At 66.9% G+C, this 22635-nt stretch carries 18 protein-coding genes; 16 read left to right on the plus strand and 2 right to left on the minus strand.

Going from position 1 to position 22635, the window contains the following annotated elements; all coding sequences use genetic code 11:
- Positions 1-169: 169 nt before the first annotated feature.
- The 16 genes from AC5P5M_RS10390 to cueR all read left to right on the plus strand — a co-directional run bounded on the left by AC5P5M_RS10390 (position 170) and on the right by cueR (position 18616).
- Positions 170-478: a YerC/YecD family TrpR-related protein gene (locus AC5P5M_RS10390; protein WP_074901503.1), complete on the plus strand. Its 309-nt coding sequence runs from the start codon at positions 170-172 to the stop codon at positions 476-478.
- A gap of 33 nt (positions 479-511) precedes the next feature.
- The gene (gene hisG, locus AC5P5M_RS10395) at positions 512-1423 is read left to right on the plus strand and encodes an ATP phosphoribosyltransferase (RefSeq protein ID WP_495205833.1); all 912 of its coding nucleotides are present in this window, start codon (positions 512-514) and stop codon (positions 1421-1423) included.
- The gene (hisD, locus tag AC5P5M_RS10400) at positions 1420-2715 is read left to right on the plus strand and encodes a histidinol dehydrogenase (protein WP_495205834.1); all 1296 of its coding nucleotides are present in this window, start codon (positions 1420-1422) and stop codon (positions 2713-2715) included. The genes hisG and hisD overlap by 4 nt, the downstream gene beginning before the upstream one ends.
- On the plus strand, positions 2712-3806 hold the full coding sequence (gene hisC, locus AC5P5M_RS10405; RefSeq protein WP_128988655.1) for a histidinol-phosphate transaminase: 1095 nt from the start codon (positions 2712-2714) through the stop codon (positions 3804-3806). The genes hisD and hisC overlap by 4 nt, the downstream gene beginning before the upstream one ends.
- Positions 3803-4876: a bifunctional histidinol-phosphatase/imidazoleglycerol-phosphate dehydratase HisB gene (gene hisB / locus AC5P5M_RS10410; protein WP_262218452.1), complete on the plus strand. Its 1074-nt coding sequence runs from the start codon at positions 3803-3805 to the stop codon at positions 4874-4876. Before hisC ends, hisB begins: the two co-directional genes overlap by 4 nt.
- Complete coding sequence (gene hisH / locus AC5P5M_RS10415; RefSeq protein ID WP_053516724.1) at positions 4873-5475, plus strand: imidazole glycerol phosphate synthase subunit HisH; 603 nt, start codon at positions 4873-4875, stop codon at positions 5473-5475. The genes hisB and hisH overlap by 4 nt, the downstream gene beginning before the upstream one ends.
- The gene (hisA, locus tag AC5P5M_RS10420; RefSeq protein ID WP_053516723.1) at positions 5472-6206 is read left to right on the plus strand and encodes a 1-(5-phosphoribosyl)-5-[(5-phosphoribosylamino)methylideneamino]imidazole-4-carboxamide isomerase; all 735 of its coding nucleotides are present in this window, start codon (positions 5472-5474) and stop codon (positions 6204-6206) included. The genes hisH and hisA overlap by 4 nt, the downstream gene beginning before the upstream one ends.
- The gene (gene hisF / locus AC5P5M_RS10425; protein ID WP_053516721.1) at positions 6200-6976 is read left to right on the plus strand and encodes an imidazole glycerol phosphate synthase subunit HisF; all 777 of its coding nucleotides are present in this window, start codon (positions 6200-6202) and stop codon (positions 6974-6976) included. The genes hisA and hisF overlap by 7 nt, the downstream gene beginning before the upstream one ends.
- Positions 6966-7586, plus strand: a complete 621-nt coding sequence (gene hisIE / locus AC5P5M_RS10430) for a bifunctional phosphoribosyl-AMP cyclohydrolase/phosphoribosyl-ATP diphosphatase HisIE (RefSeq protein ID WP_053516720.1) — start codon at positions 6966-6968, stop codon at positions 7584-7586. Before hisF ends, hisIE begins: the two co-directional genes overlap by 11 nt.
- 124 nt (positions 7587-7710) lie before the next feature.
- A complete protein-coding gene (locus AC5P5M_RS10435; protein ID WP_253118761.1) occupies positions 7711-9300 on the plus strand; it encodes a calcineurin-like phosphoesterase C-terminal domain-containing protein in 1590 nt (529 codons plus the stop codon).
- A gap of 156 nt (positions 9301-9456) precedes the next feature.
- On the plus strand, positions 9457-10479 hold the full coding sequence (locus AC5P5M_RS10440) for a glucokinase (RefSeq protein WP_053516768.1): 1023 nt from the start codon (positions 9457-9459) through the stop codon (positions 10477-10479).
- Between the two features lie 50 nt (positions 10480-10529).
- Positions 10530-11528, plus strand: coding sequence for a glycosylasparaginase (locus AC5P5M_RS10445; RefSeq protein WP_495205835.1), 999 nt, complete (start codon positions 10530-10532; stop codon positions 11526-11528).
- Positions 11525-12265, plus strand: a complete 741-nt coding sequence (locus AC5P5M_RS10450) for a copper homeostasis protein CutC (protein ID WP_180875959.1) — start codon at positions 11525-11527, stop codon at positions 12263-12265. The genes AC5P5M_RS10445 and AC5P5M_RS10450 overlap by 4 nt, the downstream gene beginning before the upstream one ends.
- Positions 12266-12560: 295 nt before the next feature.
- The gene (locus tag AC5P5M_RS10455; protein WP_476341702.1) at positions 12561-15518 is read left to right on the plus strand and encodes a TonB-dependent receptor plug domain-containing protein; all 2958 of its coding nucleotides are present in this window, start codon (positions 12561-12563) and stop codon (positions 15516-15518) included.
- 151 nt (positions 15519-15669) lie between these two features.
- Positions 15670-18162: a heavy metal translocating P-type ATPase gene (locus AC5P5M_RS10460; protein WP_495205836.1), complete on the plus strand. Its 2493-nt coding sequence runs from the start codon at positions 15670-15672 to the stop codon at positions 18160-18162.
- Between the two features lie 13 nt (positions 18163-18175).
- On the plus strand, positions 18176-18616 hold the full coding sequence (cueR, locus tag AC5P5M_RS10465; RefSeq protein ID WP_053516714.1) for a Cu(I)-responsive transcriptional regulator: 441 nt from the start codon (positions 18176-18178) through the stop codon (positions 18614-18616).
- A gap of 88 nt (positions 18617-18704) precedes the next feature.
- On the opposite strand, the gene AC5P5M_RS10470 is transcribed toward cueR, so the two are convergent.
- Together AC5P5M_RS10470 and AC5P5M_RS10475 are read right to left on the minus strand one after the other, a co-directional pair.
- Positions 18705-18899 (minus strand): heavy-metal-associated domain-containing protein, encoded by a 195-nt coding sequence (locus tag AC5P5M_RS10470; RefSeq protein ID WP_053516712.1) that lies wholly within the window; start codon positions 18897-18899, stop codon positions 18705-18707.
- 157 nt (positions 18900-19056) lie between these two features.
- A complete protein-coding gene (locus AC5P5M_RS10475; RefSeq protein ID WP_495205837.1) occupies positions 19057-22131 on the minus strand; it encodes a TonB-dependent receptor in 3075 nt (1024 codons plus the stop codon).
- Between the last annotated feature and the right edge of the window lie 504 nt (positions 22132-22635).

The raw sequence follows: 22635 nt of genomic DNA on the forward strand, positions 1-22635 counted from the left end.
CGCTCTCCTGATGGGGCGGCGCTGACCTGGAAGACGCCCGCCTCTGGCGGGCGTTTTTCGTTTCCGGAACCTGAATGCACGGGTGGAGGCGATGGGGTGGTTTGACGCACTGCGCAAGAATGCGCTAATGTACTAGCGCGCTATTACATTGATGCAAGAGATCCGCCCCGTGAAAGCCCGCCCCGACATCGCCGCCAAAGACCCCCAGGCCGATCTGGAAGCCCTGGCTCAGGCGTTCGCGGCCCTGCGTGAGCCGGAGCAGGTCATGGCTTTCCTGCGTGACCTGTGTACTCCGGCCGAGCTGGAGGCCATGGCCGACCGCTGGAAAGTGGTGCCGCTGCTGCAGCAGGGGGTGCCATACCGCGAGATCCACGAGCGCACCGGGGTCAGCGTGACCACCACCGGACGGGTGGCGCGCTCGCTCGAGCATGGCCATCGAGGCTATGCCGCTGCCATCGACCGTCTGGCCTCGCGCTGATCCGCGCCCCGTACCGAACTTCGAGACCTTCCCATGAGTGCAACCCAGGCAGCCCCGGCACGAGACCGGCTGCGTATCGCCATCCAGAAGAGCGGGCGGCTTGCCGAGCCCGCCCGCAACCTGCTCAGTGCCTGCGGCCTGAGCTGGCGCGAAAGCCGCGACAAGCTGTTCTGCTACGGAGAATCGTTGCCGGTGGACCTGCTGCTGGTGCGCGACGACGACATTCCTGGCCTGATTGCCGACGGTGTCTGCGACCTGGGCATCGTCGGTCGCAACGAACTGGACGAGCAGGCCGCCGCGCGTCGCCAGATCGGCCTGCCGGATGCCTATCAGGCCCTGCGGGGGCTGGGTTTCGGCCAGTGCCGGCTGATGCTGGCGGTGCCGGAGGACTGGCAATGGCAGGGGCCGGCACAGCTGGCCGGCATGCGGATCGCCACCAGCTATCCCGCCATCCTCAAGGCATGGCTGGTTGACCAGGGCGTGGACGCGCAGGTGGTGGAGCTGTCCGGTTCGGTTGAGATCGCCCCACGGCTGGGCACGGCCGACCTGATCTGCGATCTGGTGTCGAGTGGTGCCACCCTGCGTGCCAACCAGCTTGTGCCGGTGCACAACCTGCTGGACAGCGAGGCGGTGCTGGCCGGTGCGGTGCGCGTGCCCGATGACGCTCGAGCGGGCCTGCGCGCGATGCTGCTGCGCCGTCTCGATGGCGTGGTACAGAAGCAGGACCGCAAGCTGCTGATGTTCCGGGCCAGCGAAGACCGTGTTGATGCCCTGGCCCAGCTGCTGGCCGATGCCGGGCCGCTGGAGCGCCTGCCGGCTGACGGCGGCACGCTGCGGCTGCAGACCATGTGCCCCGGACCACTGAGCTGGCAGCGCATGGAAGAGCTTGAGCGTGCGGGCGCGCAGGGCCTGATGGTGTTGAGCGTGGAGCGGTCGCTGGCATGAATCGTCTGATCTGGTCGCAACTTGATGAGGCTGCGCGCAGCGCGGCACTGACCCGCCCGGTGCAGGCCGTGGCCCAGCAGACGCGCGATGCGGTCGCGACCCTGATCGCGCAGGTGCGCGCGCAGGGCGACGAGGCGCTGCGTGTGATCACCGCACGCTTTGACGGTGTGCAACTGCCGTCTTTTGAAGTGTCTGACGCCGAATTCGCGACTGCCGAAGCGGCGGTGCCAGGCGATCTGCGCCAGGCCATGGTGGAAGCGGCCGGGCGCATCGCGCGCTTCCACAGCGCAGGCATGGGCCAGGGCTATGCGGTGGAGACCGCGCCGGGCGTGGTCTGTGAACGCATGCTGCGGCCGATCGGCCGGGTCGGCCTGTATGTGCCGGCCGGCAGCGCACCGTTGCCGTCCACGGCGTTGATGCTGGGCGTGCCGGCGCAGCTGGCCGGGTGCCCGCAGGTGGTGCTGTGCACACCACCGCGCGCCGACGGCAGCGCCGATCCGGCGGTGCTGGTGGCTGCCCGGCTGACCGGCGTGCAACGCGTTTTCAAGCTGGGCGGCGCGCAGGCGATCGCTGCGATGGCCTATGGCACCGCCAGCGTTCCGGCCTGCGACAAACTGTTCGGGCCCGGCAACAGCTTCGTCACCGAAGCCAAGCAGCAGGTCGCGCAGAACGGTGCAGCGGCGATCGACATGCCTGCAGGGCCGTCGGAAGTTCTGGTGATTGCCGATGCCCGTGCCAATCCGGCGTTTGTGGCTGCCGATCTGCTGTCGCAGGCCGAACACGGCCCCGATTCGCAGGTGCTGCTGCTGACCGATGATGCCGCGATGCTGGCCGCGGTCGAGGCCGAAGTGGAACGCCAGGTCGCGCTGCTGCCGCGGCAGGATATCGCCCGCCAGGCGCTTTCGGCGTCGCGCCTGATCCTGGTCGACACGCTGGCCGATGCCTTCGCGATCAGCAACCGCTACGCCCCTGAGCACCTGATCCTGGCCCTGTGCGAACCACGCGGCTGGCTTGATCGGGTGCAGGCTGCAGGCTCGGTGTTCCTGGGTGATTACACCCCCGAGGCATTGGGCGACTACTGCAGTGGTACCAACCATGTGCTGCCCACCGCAGGCGCCGCACGTGCGTACAGTGGTGTCAGCGTGGCCAGCTTCCAGAACTTCATCAGCGTGCAGAGTGCCAGCGCCGCCGGGTTGGCGGCGATCGGCGGCTGCGCGCGCACCCTTGCCAGCGCCGAAGGGCTGGACGCGCACGAGCGCGCCGTTGCCCTGCGCATGGAGGTGGCTGCATGAATGCCGGGATCGACGAGGTACTGGCGCTGGTGCGCACCGACCTGCAGGCCTTTGCAGGTTACAGCTCGGCGCGCAGTGCGGCAGTGCAGGGCGATGTCTGGCTGAACGCCAACGAATCGGCCTGGGCCAACCCCGCGGACGCCGAGGGCCGCAGCCGGCGCTATCCAGAGCCCCAGCCACAGGCGTTGCGCGATGGACTGGCTTCGCTGTACGGCGTGCAGCCGCAACAGGTGCTGGTCGGGCGTGGCAGCGATGAAGCCATCGACCTGCTGGTGCGTGCGCTGTGCGTGCCGGGGCGCGATGGTGTGCTGGTCACGCCGCCGGTGTTCGGTATGTATGCAGTCTGTGCACGGCTGCAGGGCGCGCCTCTGATCGAAGTGCCCCTGGTCGATGCCGCCGACGGCCTGCACGCCGACCTGGATGCGGTGATCGAATCGGCCAGAGCACGCAATGCGAAGCTGGTGTTTCTGTGCGCGCCCTCCAATCCGGCCGGCAGCGATATCGCCCTGGCCGACATCGAGCGTGTGGCCGAAGCCTTGCGCGGTCGGGCGCTTGTCGTGGTCGATGAAGCCTATGTCGAGTACGCGCAGCGTCCTTCGGCGACCTCCCTGCTTGCCACGCACGCCAATGTGGCAGTGCTGCGTACGCTTTCAAAGGCCCATGCGCTGGCGGCCGCACGGATCGGAACGTTGATCGCCGCAGCGGAACTGATCGCGGTGCTGCGTCGCTGCCAGGCACCGTATCCGGTGCCGACGCCGTGCGCGGAACTGGCGGTGCAGGCGCTGCAGCCGGGAGCGCTGGCACGCACACGCGAGCGCGTGGCCACCGTGATCACCGAACGCGAGCGCCTGCGTACTGCGCTGCAGGGCCTGCCTGGCGTACGCCAGGTCCATGCGTCCGCAGGCAACTACCTGCTGGTGCGCTTTGCCGATGCCCAGGGCGCGTTCGATGCGTTGCTGGCGGCCGGCGTGGTGGTGCGCGACCAGCGTGCAGCCCCGCAGCTGGACGATGCGCTGCGGATCAGCATCGGCAGCCCCGAAGAGAATGACCGCGTGCTTGCGGCCCTGTCGGCCCGGAGGGCCGTTGCATGACCCCGATCCTGTTCATCGACCGCGACGGTACCCTCATCGAGGAACCTTCCGACTTCCAGATCGACGCCTACGAGAAGCTGCGCTTCGTGCCGCAGGTGATTCCGGCACTGCTGAAGCTGCGTGATGCAGGCTACCAGTTCGTCATCGTCACCAACCAGGATGGGCTCGGCAGCGAGGGCTATCCGCGCGCCAGCTTCGATGGACCGAACGATCTGATGCTGCAGATCTTCGAAAGCCAGGGCATCGTGTTTCGTGATGTGCTGATCGACTGCAGCTGGCCACAGGACAATGCCCCGACCCGCAAGCCCGGCATCGGCCTGATGACGGCCTACCTGCAGGACCGCAGCATCGATTGGGCACGCTCGGCGATGGTCGGCGACCGCATCACCGACCTGCAGTTCGCCGACAACCTCAACATCCGTGGCTTCCAGCTGCGCACGGAGCAGTTCGGCGGTGACTGGGACTGGCCGGGCATCGCCCACGCACTGGCCGATGCGCCGCGCACGGCCGTGGTCCAGCGCAACACGAAGGAAACGAAGATACGCGTCGAGCTGGATCTGGATCGCGCCGGTGACGCCAACATCCGCACCGGGTTGCCGTTCTTCGACCACATGCTGGAACAGATCGGCAAGCACGGTGGTTTTGCGCTGGACATCCGCGCCGAGGGCGACCTGCACATCGACGAGCATCACACCATCGAGGACACCGGGCTGGCGCTGGGCCAGGCGCTGCGCGAAGCCTTGGGTGACAAGCGCGGCATCGGCCGCTACGGGTTCACCCTGCCGATGGACGAGACCCTGGCCAGCGCAGCGCTGGACCTCAGTGGCCGGCCCTATTTCGTCTTCGAGGGCGAGTTCAAGCGTGAGCGCGTTGGCGACATGCCGACCGAACTGGTGCCGCATTTCTTCCGCTCGCTGTGCGATGCAAGTGGATTGAACCTCAATCTGCAGGTGCGTGGCGACAATGACCACCACAAGGTGGAGGCCTGTTTCAAGGCGCTGGCCCGCGCGCTGCGCCCGGCGCTGGCGCGCCAGGGTACGGCGCTGCCCTCGACCAAGGGGGCCCTGTGAGCGAAGTCGCGCTGATCGATGCCGGCGGTGCCAATCTGGGTTCCGTACGCTATGCGTTGGAACGGCTGGGCGCCAGTGTGCGCCTGGTACGCGACGCAGAGGGGCTGGCGGGCGCACGGCGGGTGATCCTGCCCGGCGTCGGTGCGGCAGGGCCGGGCATGCAGCGCCTGCATGCGCAGGGACTGGTGGAGCCATTGCGACGGATCGAGGTGCCGTTGATGGGCATCTGCCTGGGCATGCAGCTGCTGTTCGAGCGCTCGGAAGAAGCCGGCGTGGAAGCGCTCGGCCTGATTCCCGGGGTGGTGCGCAAGCTGGTACCGGCGTGCGGCATCCGCGTGCCGCACATGGGCTGGAACCGCCTGCTGCCACTGCGGTCCTCGCTGCTGCTGCGCGATGTGCCTGATCGTGCAAGCGCCTACTTCGTGCACAGCTATGCGGCGCCATTGAACAGCCACACGGTGGCCGCCTGCGATCACGGCGGCCTGTTCACTGCCGTGGTGGAGCAGGGGCGCTACTTCGGTGCGCAGTTCCATCCCGAACGCTCCGGCGATACCGGATCGCTGATGTTGCGCAACTTCCTCGAGGGCACCGCTGCATGAGTTTCACCGTCTACCCCGCACTGGATATCCGCGAAGGCCGTGTGGTGCGGCTGCGGCAGGGCGATTACGCGCAGGAAACGCACTACGGCGACGATCCCCTGCCGCGCGCGCAGGCATTCGCCGCGCAGGGCGCGCGTTGGATGCACCTGGTCGACCTGGACGCAGCGCGTGCCGGTGGCTACACGCTGGCCCCGCTGCTGGCGGCGGTTCGCACGCAGACGACGTTGCAGGTGCAGACCGGCGGCGGTGTGCGTGGGCGTGATGATGTGGCGCGCATTCTCGATGCGGGCGCGAGCCGGGTGGTGGTAGGGTCGCTGGCAGTGCGCAGGCCCGATGAAGTGGTCGGCTGGCTGCAGGCGTTCGGTGCCGATCACATCACCATCGCGCTGGATGCACGCCAGGACCCTCAGGGCCAGTGGCAGTTGCCGGTGCATGGCTGGACCGAGAACGCGGGCGTGACCCTGGATGACCTTGCGCTGCGGTATGCACGGGCGGGCATGCGCCACCTGTTGTGTACCGATATCGCCCGCGACGGCATGCTGGCCGGGCCGAACATCGGCCTGTACCAGCACCTGGTGTCGCTGCTGCCGGGCGTGCAGGTGCAGGCCTCCGGTGGCATCCGCGATGTGGCCGACGTGGCCGATGCGCGTGCTGCCGGCTGTGGCGGCGCCATCCTTGGCAAGGCGCTGCTGGAACAGCGCATGGACCTGGCGGAGGCGCTGGCATGCTGAGTCGCCGCATCATTCCCTGCCTGGACGTGCGCGAAGGACGGGTGGTCAAGGGGGTGCGCTTCCGTGACCACGTGGACATGGGGGATATCGCCGAGCTGGCGCAGCGTTACCGCGACCAGGGGGCCGATGAGCTGGTGTTCTACGACATCGGCGCCAGCCCCGAGGCGCGTTCGGTCGATGTGGCCTGGGTCGAGCGCATCGCACGGCTGATCGATATCCCGTTCTGCGTAGCCGGTGGCATCGACAGCGTGGAAACCGCGCGGCGGGTGCTGTTTGCCGGTGCCGACAAGATCTCGATCAATTCGCCGGCACTGGGCCGTCCCGCACTGATCGACGAGCTGGCTGCCGAGTTCGGCGTGCAGTGCGTGGTGGTCGGCGTCGACTCGGTGCGCGAGGCCGATGGCGAATGGCGGGTGCGCCGCTTCAGCGGCGACCCGGACAAGACCCGGGCGGTACCCATACGGACGCTGGATTGGATCGTCGAGGCACAGCGCCGCGGCGCAGGCGAGATCGTGCTGAACTGCATGGACAGCGATGGGGTGCGCCGCGGCTACGATGTGGCCCAGCTGCAGCAGGCGCGTGCGTTGTGCCAGGTGCCGCTGATCGCGTCGGGCGGTGCGGGCACGATGGAGCATTTCGCCGAGGCCTTCGACCGCGCCGACGTGGATGGTGCGCTGGCCGCCAGCGTGTTCCACAGCGGCGCCATCGCCATTGCAGACCTGAAGCGCTACCTGCGCGAACAGCAGATCGAGGTACGGGATGTCTATTGAGGTGCGACCGTCGCTGGAGGCCCTGCAGGGGCTGGACTGGAGCAAGGGGGACGGCCTGCTGCCCGCGGTGGTGCAGGACGCCGATACCCTGCAGGTGCTGATGCTGGGTTACGTCAGCGCGGAGTCGCTGGCCGCGACGCTTGCCGTCGGGCACATGACCTTCTACAGCCGCAGCAGGCAGCGCCTGTGGACCAAGGGCGAGCAGTCCGGCAACGTGCTGGCGGTGCAGTCCATCAGCGTGGACTGCGATGCCGATACGCTGCTGGTGCTGGCCCGCCCGGCAGGACCGACCTGCCACACCGGTGCGGAGAGCTGCTTCGACCAGGCGCCGAAGGATTTCCTGGGCGGGCTGGGGCAACTGGTGGCCACGCGTGAAGCACAGCGTCCACCCGGCAGTTACACCACCCGCCTGTTCGAGGACGGCATCCGCCGTATCGCGCAGAAGGTGGGCGAGGAGGGCGTGGAAACCGCTCTGGCCGCAGTCGCGCAGGATGACGCGGCGCTGCTGGGCGAGGCTTCGGACCTGCTGTACCACCTGCTGGTGCTGCTGCGCGCACGCGGCCTGTCGCTTGACGACGCGCGCCGGGTGCTGGAAACGCGCCATCGTTGATGGCTGCATGTGGCCTGCGGTCCGCACGCGCTTTCGGCGCCGGCGCCGGCCCGGCTGCATCCGCGCGGCAGACAGCCATGGCTCCGCTCTACAATAGGCAGTCCTCTTCTTTGCCGGATTGCCCATGAAATCGCCCGCTGCGTGGCTGTGCTGCCTGTTGCTGACCTCGCCGGCCTGGGCTGCGGATGCGGTTGTCAGCGGCAAGGTCTACCTGGAACGCGACGGCAGGCCCGGCCGTGGTGCGACCGACCCGGGCCTGGCCGGGGTGCAGGTGTCCAACGGCGAGCGCATCGTGAAGACCGCAGCCGATGGCAGCTACAGCCTGCCCGTGCGCGAGGGCCAGACGGTGTTCGTGATCAAGCCGGATGCGTACGCGTTCCCGAAGGCGAGCGACGGGCTGCCGTCGTTCTGGCGTCATTTCCAGCCCAACGGCTCGCCTGCACTGAAGTACGGTGGCATCGCCGCAACCGGCGATGCCACCCGCAACTGGGACTTCGCGCTGCAGACGGATCGTCATGACAACCGGCGTGGTTTCCAGATGCTGGTGTTCACTGATTCACAGACCGCAAGCCTCAAGGACATCGGCTACTACCAGCAGTCCATCGTGGCGCCGCTGGTCGGCCAGACCCGGGCGCGGCTTGGCACGACGCTCGGCGATATCGTCAATGATGACCTGACGCTGTATCCGGCCATCAACAAGGTCACCACGCAGCTGGGCGTGCCGTGGTTCCATGTGCCGGGCAACCACGATCTCGATTTCGATGCCGCCGTCGACGAGCATTCGCTGGACAGCTGGCGCAACGTCTACGGCCCGGACACGTACGCCGTGGAGGAGGGCGGTGCCAGCTTCGTGTTCCTCGACGATGTGGTGTACGACCCGAAGGCGAGGCCGAGCTATGTCGGTGGCCTGCGCGAGGATCAGTTCGCGTTCCTTGCCGCCTACCTCAAGGGTCTGCATCGCGACCGCCTGCTGGTGCTGGGCATGCACATTCCGCTGTTCGATGCGGCGCCGGGTCGCGAGAGCTTCCGGCACGCCGACCGGCAGCGCCTGTTCGACCTGCTGAAGGACTTCCGCAACGTGCTGGTCCTGAGCGGCCACAGCCACACCCAGCAGCATGTCTACCATGGCAAGGCCGAGGGCTGGCACGGCGAAAAACCGCTGCACGAGTACAACGTCGGTGCCAACTGCGGCGCGTTCTGGTCCGGTGTGAAGGATGCTGCCGGTGTGCCGGACAGCACCATGAGCGACGGCACGCCAAAGGGCTACGCGTTGCTGGATGTGGCTGGCAACGGCAGCTATCGCCTGCAGTATCGCGTGGCCGGCGCGCCAGCCAGCGAACAGATCGGCCTGCATGCGCCGAAGGTGCTGCGCCAGGGCGCGTATCCGGCGTGGGGCGTGTACGCCAACGTGTACATGGGTGAGGACGCGAGCGTGGTCGAGTACCGCGTGGACGGTGGGGCATGGCAGCCGATGAAGCAGGTCCGCCAGCCCGACCCGCGGCTGCTGGTGGAGAATGCGGCGGACGACCTGTCCAGCGTGCTGCGCGGTTACGATCGCTCGCCGGAGGCCACCGCTTCGCCGCATCTGTGGCGCGGCGCGCTGCCCACCCACCTGGCCGTGGGCGACCACAGGATCGACGTGCGTTCGACCCAGCCGGATGGTGCGGTATTCACCGCCACCACCCGTTATAGTCTGCAGACCGCAGAGCCCTGATCCGCAGGTGCCGCTGCGCGCTGCGTCCCGGCTGCCGCCACCCGGACGCTGCGGACAAGGCCATGGCAGGGTCGGCTGCCGGCGCTGCGCCGCGCTAGGCAAAGCGACCCTGATGCCTGAGAATCGGTGCGATTCAATCGATTCAAGCAGGCCAGAGTGACCATCGCAGCAGTGCCCCCGGTTTCCACCGACTCCTCCCGCGGCGGTCTTCCGCGAAGCCTGGTCGTCGCCGATGTCGGCGGTACCTTTGCCCGCCTGGCGCTGGCTGAAACGCTGCCGGGACAGGCGCCACGGCTGGGCAGTCATCGCACCTACGCGTGTGCCGATCATTCCAGCCTGGCGGCGATTCTGGCCGACTTCACCCGGAGCCTCGCACTGCCGGTGCGGTCGGCGGTGGTCGCCATCGCCGGCCTGCTCGATGGCGATGTGCTGATCAATGCCAATCTGCCGTGGACGGTGTCGTTGTCCGCCACCCGCGCACAGTCCGGTCTGGACGATCTGCAGCTCATCAATGATTTCGAGGCGGTGGCACTGGCCATTCCCTACCTGCAGGCCGACACCCTGGTTCCATTGAACGGCGATGCCGACCCGGCGATGGCGTTCCCGGCGCTGGTGCTGGGGGCCGGTACCGGCCTGGGCGCGGCGCTGCGCTTCGCCGATGGCGGGCGTCCGGTGCTGCCCAGCGAGATCGGCCACGCTGCCCTGGGGGCCGGCAACGCGCTGGAGCTGGAGGTGCTGGGCAGGCTGCTGCAGCGGTGGCCACATGTGGACAACGAGCGTGTGCTGTCCGGCAGCGGTCTGATGAATCTGTATCCGTGCCTGTGCGAGCTGCGTGGCGTCACTCCGGTGTGGTCCAGCACCGAAGCGCTGATCGGCGCCGCACGCAGCGGCGAAGACGCACTTGCAGTGGAGACGCTGCAGGTGTTCTGCGCCTGGCTGGGCAGCCTGGCCGGCGATGCCGCCATCGCCGTGGGGGCCCGCTCGGTGTACCTGGCGGGCGGCATTTCCACCCACGTGCAGGATTTCCTTGCCGATGGCCGCTTCCGCGAGCGCTTCCTCAACAAGGGCGTGCTGGCCGACGTGCTGCGGCAGGTGCCGGTATGGCGGGTCGAACACGGCCAACTGGGCGTGCTGGGCGCCGCCGTCTGGCATGCGGCGCGGTACCCCGTACACGATTGATCGGTGCTGCCGGCATCGGGCCGGCGACACGTTGCAGACTGGGAGGCAACATGGTGGATCGCAGGCAGTTCCTGCAGGCCGGAGCGCTGGCCGCAGGCATGGCCGCCCTGCCGGGCGTACAGGCACGTCCGCAGGGCGGAGCGAAAGTGATCTCGACCTGGGATTTCGGTGTGCCGGCCAACCAGGCGGCATGGAAGGTCCTGGCGCAGGGCGGCAGTGCCCTGGACGCAGTGGAGGCCGGCGCACGCTGGGCCGAGAGCGAGCTGTGCAATCCCACCGTCGGCCATTGCGGCAATCCTGATCGGGACGGCGTGCTGAGCCTGGACGCCAGCATCATGGACGGAGATGGCCGCTGCGGTGCGGTGGCCGCGCTGGTCGACATCCCGCACCCGGTGTCGGTGGCCCGCAGAGTGATGGAAAACAGCCCGCACGTGTTGCTGGTGGGTGAAGGGGCGCAGCAGTTCGCCGTGCAGCAGGGCTTCGAGCGCAGGCGTCTGCTGACGCCGCAGGCCGAAGCGGCCTGGCGCGAGTGGTTGAAGACCGAGAAGTACCAGCCCCAGATCAACGCCGAGCGACGTGGCCTTCCCGGCAACAGCGACAACCACGACACCATCGGCATGCTGGCACTGGATGCCCGGGGCCATCTTGCCGGTGCGTGTACCACCAGCGGCATGGCCTGGAAACTGCACGGCCGGGTCGGCGACAGTCCGATCATCGGCGCCGGCCTGTACGTCGACAACGAGGTCGGTGCCGCCACCGCATCGGGCGTGGGCGAAGAGATGATCCGCAATGCGGCCTCGTTCCTGGTGGTCGAGCTGATGCGCCAGGGTCGAACGCCCGCCCAGGCCTGCCGTGAGGCGATCGACCGCGTGGTACGCAAGCGTCCCGAGGCAAGCAGGACCCTGCAGGTGTGCTTCCTGGCCATGAACAAGCAGGGCGAGGTGGGCGCCTATGCGCTGCATCGCGGTTTCGTCTATGCCGTCTGCGATGCGCAGCGCCAGGACGACCTGCGCGATTCACCGTCGATCTACACGAGCACACAGGCGTGAGCACGCGGCTCACCCTGGAGATCGCCAGCAACTCGCTGGCTTCGGCGTTGGCCGCGCAGGCCGGTGGCGCCGACCGCATCGAACTGTTCGACAACCTTGCCGAGGGCGGCACCACACCGTCGTTCGCCAGCATCGCCATGGCCCGCGAACGCCTGTCGATTCCGCTGTTCGTGCTGGTGCGGCCGCGGCCGGGTGATTTCCACTACGACGCCCTGGAGGCCGAGCTGATGCTGCGCGATATCGCACAGTGCCGTGCGCTGGGCTGCGATGGCGTGGTGATCGGTGCGTTGGACCGGCAGGGCGATATCGATCTGCCCCTGTGCCGCGCGCTCATCCAGGCGGCGGGTCCGCTGCAGGTGACGTTCCACCGTGCCTTCGACGCCGCGCGCGACCTTCCGGCGGCGTTGGAGCAGGTGATCGCTCTGGGGTGCCGCCGTGTATTGACGTCCGGCGGACAGGCCAGCGCGGTTGCCGGTGTCGACGTGCTGGAAGGCCTGGTCGCCCGGGCGGCGGGGCGCATCAGCGTGATGGCGGGTGCTGGCCTGGACCCGGCCAACATCGCTGCGGTGGCGCGGCACAGCGGCTGCGTTGAGCTGCACGCGTCGGCCAAGAGCCGCCGGCACTCGGCCATGCAGTTCCACAACCCGGCACTGCGCGGGCTGGACCCGCACTGGGATCAGACCGATGCCGCAATCGTGGCGGGGCTGCGGCGGGCGCTGGACGGCGATCTGTCCTGATACCGGGCGAAGTCGGTTCCGCGCGGGTCTGCCGCTCGCGTGTCATCAGTTCATCTCCGGCCTGCGGCGGCCAACCTGCGCAAGCCACTGATTCATCGACTTTTCAAGCGGGGATGGCAGCGGATCCGCAGCGGCGTGTTGCGCCGCGGAATGCTCTCTCCGGTTCAGCCGTGCTTTAGTTTGGATCGATCCACAGGGGGGCGCCGGAACCGGCTTGAACCGACCCGGCACCTGGATCTTCCGTAGTGCCGCGCCACCACCCATCCGTGCGACCACACCCTCCGAGAGCGACCACATGGCTCAGTTCGTCCGCAATCGTCGTCACCTGCTGTCCCAGGCCCTGGTCCTGGCCCTGCTTCCGCTGGCTGCCAATGCACAGGAAGTCTCAGGTTCGTCCACCAAGGATCTCGACGCGGTCACCGTCACTGGCTCGCGCATCAAGCGCGCCAGCGTCGAAGGCCCAGCTCCCGTCAACGTGATCACCGCGCAGCAGATCCAGAAGGAAGGCTTTGTCAGCGTGTACGATGCGCTGAAGACATTGACCGAAGCCACCGGCACCGTGGAGGCGGCGTCGCAGTGGGGCTCGCACACGCCCAACGCCAGCGGCCTGAATCTGCGCGGGATGGGCCCCAACCGCTCACTGCTGCTGGTCAACGGCCGTCGCGTGGCCGACTACCCGTTGCCCTATGGCGGGGAGACCAATTTCTCCAACTACGGCAACATTCCCGCCGCTGCGGTGGAGCGCATCGAGGTCCTGACCGGCGGCGCCTCTGCGATCTACGGCTCGGATGCCATTGCAGGCGTGGTCAACGTCATCCTGAAGACCCACTACGACGGCGACGAAGTGCGCGTGCGCGGCGGCACCTCCACTGAAGGTGGTCGCGATACCTGGGATCTGTCGTGGGCGGGTGGCAGGACCGGAGACAACTGGAGCGTGACCTACGCGCTGCAGTACACCAAGCGCGATCCGCTGTTCGGCCGTGACCGGCCGCAGATGGATGATGCCGATGATGCGCCGCGCCCCTCCTGGAACATGGAACAGCGCAAGGTCGGTTTCCGTCCTACCGCCGGCCTGGCCCTGATCGACCCGGGTACCGGCCAGCGACTGGCGCCGCCGACCGGCACCTGCGAGAAGTTCGACGGCGAGTACTACACCGCCGATCGACTGGTCTACAACTACAACACCGATACGATCACCAATACCGGGCAGTTGTGTGGCATGACGGCCGACTATGCCAACTGGCTGCTGACCGGTGGTGCCGAGAATGTGTCCGGCAATCTGTATGCCACGTTCGATTTCGACAGCGACCTGCAGGGCTGGACCAACCTGGCGGTGTACCGGTCGGAGGCGATCTGGGGGACCAATCCGCCCAGCGTGACGCTCATCGATGATGACAACGGCTACTACTGGGATGCCAACCGCAACCGCGCGATCCTGGGCGTGCGCCAGTTCACGCCCAACGAAGTGGGCGGCCTGGACACCCTGCGCAACACCAACCGGGAGCTGTCCTGGGACTGGAGTGCAGGCCTGCGCGGGCGCCTGGCGGACCGCTTCGACTGGAGTGCCACCATCGGCCGTTCCTACTACCGCGTGGAAGAGCGGCAGAATGTAGTGGACGAGCAGAAGTCCTATGACTTCTTCCTCGGCCCGCGCCTGGGTACGACGGCGGATGGTGAAGCGATCTACGCACTGGACGAAGCACGCTGGTGGAACCCGCTCACGCCGGACCAGTACTGGCAGATGGGTACGGTGGCGAAGAACCGTGCGTCTTCCTGGGTCAACCAGGCGTCGGCGGACATCACCGGTGAGTTGTTCCAGGGCTGGGCCGGGCCTGTTTCGTTCGCGGCGGTGGCCGAGGTGGCGCAACAGGGATATCACCTCGCTCCCGACCCTCGCGCCGGCATCGATTTCGACCTGCAGAACGTTGATCGCGGTGGCGGCGAGCGCACGCGCTACTCGGCGGGCGTGGAGTTCAAGATTCCACTGCTGGACAGCGTGATCGCCACCGCGGCGGCACGCTATGACCGTTACGGCAGTTACAAGGCCGACGCCAATGTAGAGGCGCTGGACATCGGCAGCCAGAAGGAGACCACCTGGAATGTCGGTCTGGAATGGCGGCCGGTGGAGTCGCTGCTGGTACGCGGTTCCTACGCCACCAGCTTCCACGCGCCTGACATGCACTACCTGCTGGGGCAGCCCAGCAGTTCCGAGGTGCAGACCTATGACCGCCTGCGTTGCATCGAAAGCGGTGCCTATCTGGTCAACAACTGTGGAGTGGGCAATACCGATGTCTGGTACACGTTCGACGTGAATCGTCGCGGTACTCCGCTGCTGCGCTCGGAAACGGGGGATTCATGGACGGTCGGATTCGTCTGGGATGTGATGTCCAATCTTTCGATCAGTGCCGACTACTGGGCGATCAAGCTGGAGGACATGATCGTCGATGTCGGCGCCGACGAGGTGCTGGCCAGCGAAGCGGGCTGCCGCACGGGCCTGAACATCGACGGCACGCCGTGGGCCAATCCGGCCGGTGCGGACTACTGCGCCGGCATCCTCGCGCGCGTGAACCGCGACAGCAATGGCCGCCTGGTGTCGATCGAGCGGGGGCCGTTCAACCTGGCCAGCCGGGAGGTCCGCGGTATCGACCTGACCGCGCGTTACCGGTGGGACAGCGCGGCATGGGGAAGCTTCCAGTTCGGCGTGAACTACACCAACCAGCTGTCGACCAAGGAGCAGCGCTATGCCGCGGATCCGAATCCGCAGCGCCGTGACCGCGACCTGCGCAGCAAGCTGCGAGCGAGCCTGGCCTGGCAGCGTGGTCACTGGAACGCGAATGTGTACGCCGACCGCATAGGCTCGGTGCCGGGCGTGCGTTACCATTGGGGCACCGACCGCCTGGACAATCCCGGCGGCTGCCTGCCGTTCGCCGATGGCTACGTACCCAGCGACAGTCCTTCGCTGGACTGCCTGGAACCTGCCACGCGTCCCGATGGTTCGCCGAATCCGAATCCGAACGCCGGCCAGCGCACGGCGCGCTACTACGGCCGGGTTGGACCGTTCATCACCTGGAACGTCAATGTGGGCTATCAGGTGACTGAACGCGCCAAGGTCAATGTGTACGTCAACAACGTCTTCAACTCGGCCAGCTGGAACCACAAGGATCCCTACAAGCTGGACTACGATTTCGCGCCGACCCGGCTGCTCGGTGCGGTCGGCCGCGAGTTCGCGCTGGAATACGTGTTCACGTTCTGAGCCCGCGCCATGGATCCACCCTCGACCGGTGGATCCATGCCCCGCGGATGAACTGACCGCTGGGCCGCCGGACAGGACAGGCTGGATTTGACCTTCCCACGATGGCAAGGTTTAGCCTGTTCCGGTCCAGAAGGAACCCGGGAATCCAGTCATGAGCCTGCCGCACGCCACCACCGCCGCTTCCGTGCCTGATCCGATCAGCCTGCCCATCGAAGGCATGACCTGCGCGAGCTGCGTAGGCCGGGTCGAGGCCGCGCTGGCCAAGGTGGAGGGGGTCGGCAGCGTCTCGGTGAACCTGGCCACGGAACGTGCCGATATCCGTCCGTCGGGGTCGGTGGACCGCGCCGCCTTGATCCAGGCGGTGCACAAGGTCGGCTATGAGGTTGCGGCCACAACCTTGGAGCTGGCCGTGGAGGGCATGACCTGCGCGTCCTGCGTGGGCCGGGTCGAACGCGCACTGCTGGCCGTGCCGGGCGTGAGCGCGGCGAGCGTCAACCTGGCCACCGAGCGTGCCACCGTTCGCGGCGCAGCAGACGTGGAGGCGCTGCTGGCGGCGATCGACAGGGCGGGCTACGGCGCTCGTCTTCTCGATGGCAGCGCGCAGGCCGATGACGGCGGGGAGAAGAAGGACGCCGAGCGTGCTGAACTCAAACACGCGCTGATACTGGCCAGCGTGCTGGCCCTGCCGGTGTTCATACTGGAGATGGGATCGCATCTGATCCCGGGCATGCACCACTGGGTGATGTCGACCATCGGGTTGCAGGCCAGCTGGTATGTGCAGTTCGTGCTGACCACGCTGGTTCTGGTGATTCCCGGCCGGCGCTTCTACCAGAAGGGCATTCCGGCACTGCTGCGTTTGGCACCGGACATGAACTCGCTGGTCGCGGTGGGCACCGCGGCGGCGTTCGGCTACTCGGTGATCGCGACCTTCGCACCGCGGCTGCTGCCGCCCGGCACGGTGAACGTCTATTACGAAGCTGCGGCGGTGATCGTCGCGCTGATCCTGCTGGGCCGCTTTCTCGAGGCGCGTGCCAAGGGCCGTACGTCGGAAGCCATCAAGCGGCTGGTCAAGCTCCAGGCCAAGGTCGCCCACGTAGTACGCGATGGTCGGGTGGTCGACGTCCCGGTGGGCGAGGTGGTCAGTGACGACCTCGTGGAAATACGTCCTGGCGAACGCGTCCCGGTGGATGGCGAGGTGGTCGAGGGGCGCAGCTTCGTCGATGAGTCGATGATCAGCGGTGAGCCGGTTCCGGTTGAAAAGGCATCGGGCGCGGCCGTGGTCGGTGGTACGGTCAACCAGCAGGGAGCACTGACCGTGCGTGCCACGGCGGTAGGTGCGCAGACCGTGCTTGCGCAGATCATCCGCCTGGTTGAACAGGCACAGGGGTCGAAACTGCCGATCCAGGCCGTGGTCGACAGGGTCACGCTGTGGTTCGTGCCTGCAGTGATGCTGGCCGCGTTGGCCACCTTCGTGGCGTGGCTGCTGCTCGGGCCGTCCCCGGCGCTTACCTTCGCCATGGTCAATGCCGTGGCCGTGCTGATCATTGCGTGCCCCTGTGCGATGGGGCTGGCAACGCCGACCTCGATCATGGTCGGCACCGGGCGGGGCGCGGAGATGGGCGTGCTGTTCCGCAAGGGCGAGGCACTGCAGCTGCTGAAGGATGCGCGGGTGGTGGCGGTGGACAAGACCGGAACCCTGACCGAGGGCCGCCCGCGATTGACCGATCTGGAACTGAGCAACGGTTTTGCGCGAGCGGCGGTGCTGGGCGCGGTCGCGGCCGTTGAATCGCGCTCGGAGCATCCGATCGCACGCGCGATCGTGATGGCCGCCGAGGAGGAGGGCATCTCCGTGCCGGCCCTGCAGGCGTTCGAATCGGTCACCGGCATGGGGGTGCGTGCGATCGTGCAGGGAAGCCGCATTGAAGTCGGGGCCGACCGGTTCATGCGAACGCAGGGCGTTGATATCGATGGCGTTGCCGCGCTGGTGCAGCGTCTGGGAGGTGAAGGAAAGTCGCCGCTGTACGCCGCCTTCGATGGCCGGCTGGCAGCGGTGATCGCGGTGTCCGACCCGATCAGGACGAGCACGCCGGCCGCCATCACCGCACTGCATGAGCTGGGACTGAAGGTGGCGATGATCACCGGCGACAATGCGCGCACCGCACAGGCGATCGCACGCCAGCTGGGCATCGACGAGGTCGTGGCCGAAGTGCTGCCCGAAGGCAAGGTGGAGGCGGTGCGACGCCTCAAGGCTGCGCATGGTCACGTGGCCTTCGTCGGCGACGGCATCAACGATGCGCCGGCGCTGGCGGAGGCGGATGTGGGCCTGGCCATCGGCACCGGTACCGATGTGGCGGTGGAATCGGCCGATGTAGTGCTGATGTCCGGCAGTCTGCTGGGCGTGCCCAATGCCATCGCGCTGTCCAGGGCCACCCTTGGCAACATCCGGCAGAATCTGTTCTGGGCCTTCGCCTACAACACCGCTCTGATTCCGGTGGCCGCCGGCGTGCTGTATCCGGCTTTCGGCATCCTGCTGTCGCCGGTATTCGCCGCCGGTGCGATGGCACTGTCCAGCGTGTTCGTGCTGGGCAATGCACTGCGCCTGCGTCGCTTCCGGGCGCCGATGGCCGACGCCGCCAGCCACTGAAAAGGAGACTGTCTTGAACATCGGTGAGGCCGCGAAGGCATCGAGCGTTTCGGCGAAGATGATCCGCTACTACGAGCAGATCGGGCTGATTCCTGCTGCCGACCGTACGGCATCCGGCTACCGGGCCTATTCGCACGCCGACGTGCATCGACTGCGGTTCATACGCCGCGCGCGGGACCTGGGATTCTCGGTCGCCGAGATCACGGATCTGCTGGGCCTGTGGAACGATACCTCGCGCCACAGCGCCGACGTCAAGCGCCTGGCCGAGCAGCACATCGATGATCTCGAGCAGCGCATCGACCACATGCGGCAGATGGCCGATACGCTGAAGTCGCTGATCAGCTGCTGTGCGGGCGACGAGCGGCCGGAGTGCCCGATCCTGCAGCGGCTGGAGGAGGGCGAGGAAGGCGCGGAGCCAGTCGCGGCGCGGCGGCGGCAGGCGCGCCGGAGCTGAGCCGCGGGGCGCAGGGGCCTTCGCACCTGCGCGGCGGGAGTGCTGTGGCTCCTTCAGAAGGACGTGAGCATCGCCCGGAGCCGGGCGATCAGGCGGTGCGCGGCGGGAAGCCTGCGTCCTTCACAGCGGCGAAGATCTCCGCTTCGCTGGCCGTGGTCTGCACCTGCACGCGGCCTGTCGGCGGATCGGCGACCACGCGGGCCTGCGGATCAACGCTCTGGATCGCGCGGGTCACGCTGCGCGCGCATCCGCCGCAGGTCATGCCGTCAACATGGAAGTCCATCTGTAGCTCCTTCGGTTCCGGGGAATGCAGCCAGTGTGCACCTTCCAACGATGGCAGGGTCAAGTGATGCCTCCGCGGTGCCCATGAAAAACGGCAGCCACCTGTACCAGCGTGGCTGCCGTGGAGGAATGTCCCCGCGCCGGGCGGGGCGACTGCCTTAGAACTTCCAGGTCGCGCCGAAGTACAGCTGGCGGCCCGCGTAGGTATTGGAGATCAGGCGGGCCTTGGTGTCATTGCCCAGATGCACGCGCTGCTCGGACTTGGTGGCGTTGATCACCGACGCGGTCAGGGTCCACTCCGGGGTGAGGTTGTAGGCCACGTTGAGATCAAGCTGGTCGTACGGCTCGGTGTAGACCGTCATGCCGTTGTTCAGTCCGCCGACCACCTGGCCGCGACGGTTGTACGAGGCGCGGGCAAGGAACTTGTCGTTCTCGTAGAACACCGTCACGTTGGCCTGGTTCTTGGCGCTGCCGACCAGCGGCGACGAGCCGATGTTCTGCCCATCCAGCACGATCGAGGCCAGGTTGGTGTCGTTGTAGGTGTAGTTCGCCTGCACGCCGACGCCGAAATCGAAGGTGTACTGGCCGTACAGCTCCACGCCCTGCGACACGCCGTCCTGGCCGTTGGCACGGGTCTCGTAGTCCTGCACGGTCACGGTTTCGCCACCGACCTGCATCTGCATGTCGCGCACGACAGGCACGGTGAAGTTGTCCACGTTCTTGCGGAACAGGCCCACGCCGGCCACCGCGCCAGGCTGGAAGTACCACTCCAGGCCGAGGTCGAACTGGGTGGCCTCGAAGGGTTCAAGCTGCTTGTTGCTGCCGTCGCCGGTCCAGCCCGGGGTCGGTGCACCGCCGGCCACGCGGCGGTCATTGACGTACTCCTCGCTGTAGTAGCGCAGGCTGCCCGGAGCGCCGATCTCGGTGTAGCCGGGGCGTGCGATGACCTTCGAGGCGGCGCCGCGCAGCAGCAGGGTATCGGTGATGTCCCAGGCGATGTTGAAGCTCGGCAGGACGTCGGTGTAGGTGCGGTCCACGCCCAGCAGCTCGAAACTCTTGCTCTGTGCCAGGTTGTAGGGCAGGCGCACGAAACCGCTCTCGCAGCTGTAGTTCGGGTAGGCCGCCGCGGCCGGGTCGGAGCACGCCATCGGTGCGCCTGCGGCGTTGTCGAGGAAGTAGTCGTCGAAACGCTCGATCGAATCGGTGGACTGCGCCAGCTGCTTGGTGCGCACCACGCGCACGCCCACGTTGCCGCGCACCCGCTCGGTGCGGAAGTTGGCCTGGAAGTAGCCCGAGTAGATCTTCTCGTTGACGTTGTAGATGAAGTCGTCCTCGACACGGTTGTGCGAACCGCCGTAGGTCTTGTTCAGGTAATCGATGTAGGCCGGATAGTTGATGCCCGGGAACACGTTGGTATTGAAGCCGCCGGGGATGTTGCTGATCGGGTTGGACAGGAAGAAGCCGGGCTGGGCGATAGTGGCCGTAGGGTCGCAGCCGCTCTGGTAGCGGTTGTTGTCGTAGTCCGACGGGTCTCGGCCCTGGCACACCCAGTAGGTATTGCCGGTGTTGCGGTGCACCGTGCCGTCACGATACTTGGCACCGAACTGGATCGAGTCCAGCCAGCCGGATTCGAACAGCTTGGTGACATCGGCCTGGAAATAGTTCTGCTTGATCTCGGTCTGCTTCCAGGACGAGTCGGTCGAACCGGTGTCGATCTCGGCGATGCCGGCCATGAGCTGCTGCTGCAGGTCGGGAGCGAAGGTGCCCGACGGCGTGCCGGTCAGGTCCCAGGAGGTGCTGCTGGACGATTCCCACACGCCATTGGTCTGCCGACGCGGTTTGGCCGACATGCGGAAGTTCATCGAGGGACCGCCTTCGGACCAGGTGCGGCCGCCGGTGAACGACGCCTTCCACAGTGGGCTGATATCCCAGTCGATGCTGAGGTCGGCGGTCTGCGAGAGCGCCTTTTCGCGGCTGTAGCCGCCGGTGAGCTGCGGGGTCGGAATGGTGCAGTCATCGGGGCCCCAGCCCCCCGGCTCGAGCCCGGCCGCTTCGGCCTCGGCTTCATTGCAGTAATAGGTCTTGCCGGCCAGCTTCTCGAACTGCGCGCCGGTGACGACGGTGCCGCTGGGATCGAAGTCCAGCCCGTTGAGCATGCGGCCGCCGGCCCAGTTGCCGTCACCATTGAAGCGGGCCATGCTCCACTCCGGCACCTTCAGCATGTGCTGGGCGTAGTTGCCCTCCAGCTCGAAGCGGAAGTAGTTGGCCGTCATGGTCACGTTGTCGACCGGCTTGAACTGGAAGGTCAGCTGCCCGCCCTTGCGCTCGCGCGTTTCCTCCTTCACCGCGAAATTGACCGAGGTCGGCATGAAGAAGTCGGTGTAGTTGCGACCGTTCTGGTTGTTGAAGCCGGAGTTGCCCCACCAGTACTCGATGCCGTCCTGCAGCATGGGGTTGCCATGCACGTCGCGCGCATCGGTATCGGTGCCGTACCACTGATAGTTCTCGGTGGTGACTTCCATGGTGCGGCTGGTGCGTTTCTGCTGGGTCACGCCGACCAGCACGCCGAAACGCTCGTCCCTGCTGTGCCACGAGTACAGTGCGGAGGCCTGCGGATCGATGTCGTGACTGGTGTCTGACGAGGTGCCTTCAAGGGTGACGAAGCCCGAGTTGGACTCCATGTCCAGAGGGCGCCGGGTGTGCAGGATGACCGTGCCGCCGATGCCGCCTTCATCGATGCGCGCTTCCGGCGATTTGAACAGCTCGGCGCTGGACAGCATGTTGGACGGCAGAAGGGTGTAGTTGAAAGAGCGGGTCGCCTCGTCGTTGGTCTCGGAGGTGGCGACGTAGTTGCCGTTCAACTGGGTCAGCGTCAGGTCTGCAGCGAGGCCGCGCACGCTGACCGTCTTGCCTTCGCCGCCGTCGCGGGTGATGACCACGCCCGGTACGCGCTGCAGCGCGTCGGCCACGTTCTTGTCGGGGAACTTGCCGACGTCTTCGGCCGTGATTACTTCGACCACGGCGTTGGCGTCGCGCTTCTGCTCAAGGCTCTTTTCGATGGCGTAGCGGTAGCCGGTGACCTGGACGCTGTCCAGGGTGGTGGCATCGGGCGTGCCAGTGGTGGCCTGCTGCGCCGCGGCGCCCGCCGGCAGGACGGCAGCGGCCAATGCCAGCGCGATGGCCAGCGACAGTGCGTCCTGGCCATGCATGCGTTTTGAGTGACTCATTCCCATCTCTCCCTCTCTCCTGGATTGATCCGCTGACGCGTGACGTGGTGCGGATGACTTGAATCGATCTAATCTGTGGTGATGCCGGTGCGGTCGCTACGCAGTTGCGACTGCATCCTGTGTCTGTGCCGGCCCGTCCTGTCGCTGCTTCCCCAAACTCCCGGCCACCGCAACGTCGTCTTGGATCGATCTAAGCGATGGGCGGGCGTTTTTTAGCATGGGTTGCCCGTCGGCGCATGCTGCTGCGCAATATGGTATTGCCGTGGCGGGGGCATGACGTTTTTCTGAATCGGCTGGAAACGTTTTCTCGCGCGATTCCCCGGCAGGTCGGCCAAGAGGCCGCGCGGCGGGACGTATGCTGCGGCGCAGAATGCATTGGCGCGAATCGCCATGCTCTACTTGAATCGATCTAAATTCACGGTTGCGCGGGTCTCGCGCCATTCCACGGGGAGCAGGCTGCCTGCAGGCAGCGCTCAGCGGAAGGCGTTGCAGGCTCCAGCCGTCTGCCAC

Source organism: Stenotrophomonas sp. YJH_SMC_106-19 (assembly GCF_059368375.1).

Coding starts and splice junctions, on each gene's coding strand:
- hisG (WP_495205833.1), top strand. CDS start 512: ATGAGTGCAACCCAGGCAGCCCCGGCACGAGACCGGCTGCGTATCGCC.
- hisD (WP_495205834.1), top strand. CDS start 1,420: ATGAATCGTCTGATCTGGTCGCAACTTGATGAGGCTGCGCGCAGCGCG.
- hisC (WP_128988655.1), top strand. CDS start 2,712: ATGAATGCCGGGATCGACGAGGTACTGGCGCTGGTGCGCACCGACCTG.
- hisB (WP_262218452.1), top strand. CDS start 3,803: ATGACCCCGATCCTGTTCATCGACCGCGACGGTACCCTCATCGAGGAA.
- hisA (WP_053516723.1), top strand. CDS start 5,472: ATGAGTTTCACCGTCTACCCCGCACTGGATATCCGCGAAGGCCGTGTG.
- hisF (WP_053516721.1), top strand. CDS start 6,200: ATGCTGAGTCGCCGCATCATTCCCTGCCTGGACGTGCGCGAAGGACGG.
- hisIE (WP_053516720.1), top strand. CDS start 6,966: ATGTCTATTGAGGTGCGACCGTCGCTGGAGGCCCTGCAGGGGCTGGAC.
- AC5P5M_RS10435 (WP_253118761.1), top strand. CDS start 7,711: ATGAAATCGCCCGCTGCGTGGCTGTGCTGCCTGTTGCTGACCTCGCCG.
- AC5P5M_RS10445 (WP_495205835.1), top strand. CDS start 10,530: ATGGTGGATCGCAGGCAGTTCCTGCAGGCCGGAGCGCTGGCCGCAGGC.
- AC5P5M_RS10455 (WP_476341702.1), top strand. CDS start 12,561: ATGGCTCAGTTCGTCCGCAATCGTCGTCACCTGCTGTCCCAGGCCCTG.
- AC5P5M_RS10460 (WP_495205836.1), top strand. CDS start 15,670: ATGAGCCTGCCGCACGCCACCACCGCCGCTTCCGTGCCTGATCCGATC.
- AC5P5M_RS10470 (WP_053516712.1), bottom strand. CDS start 18,899: ATGGACTTCCATGTTGACGGCATGACCTGCGGCGGATGCGCGCGCAGC.
- AC5P5M_RS10475 (WP_495205837.1), bottom strand. CDS start 22,131: ATGGGAATGAGTCACTCAAAACGCATGCATGGCCAGGACGCACTGTCG.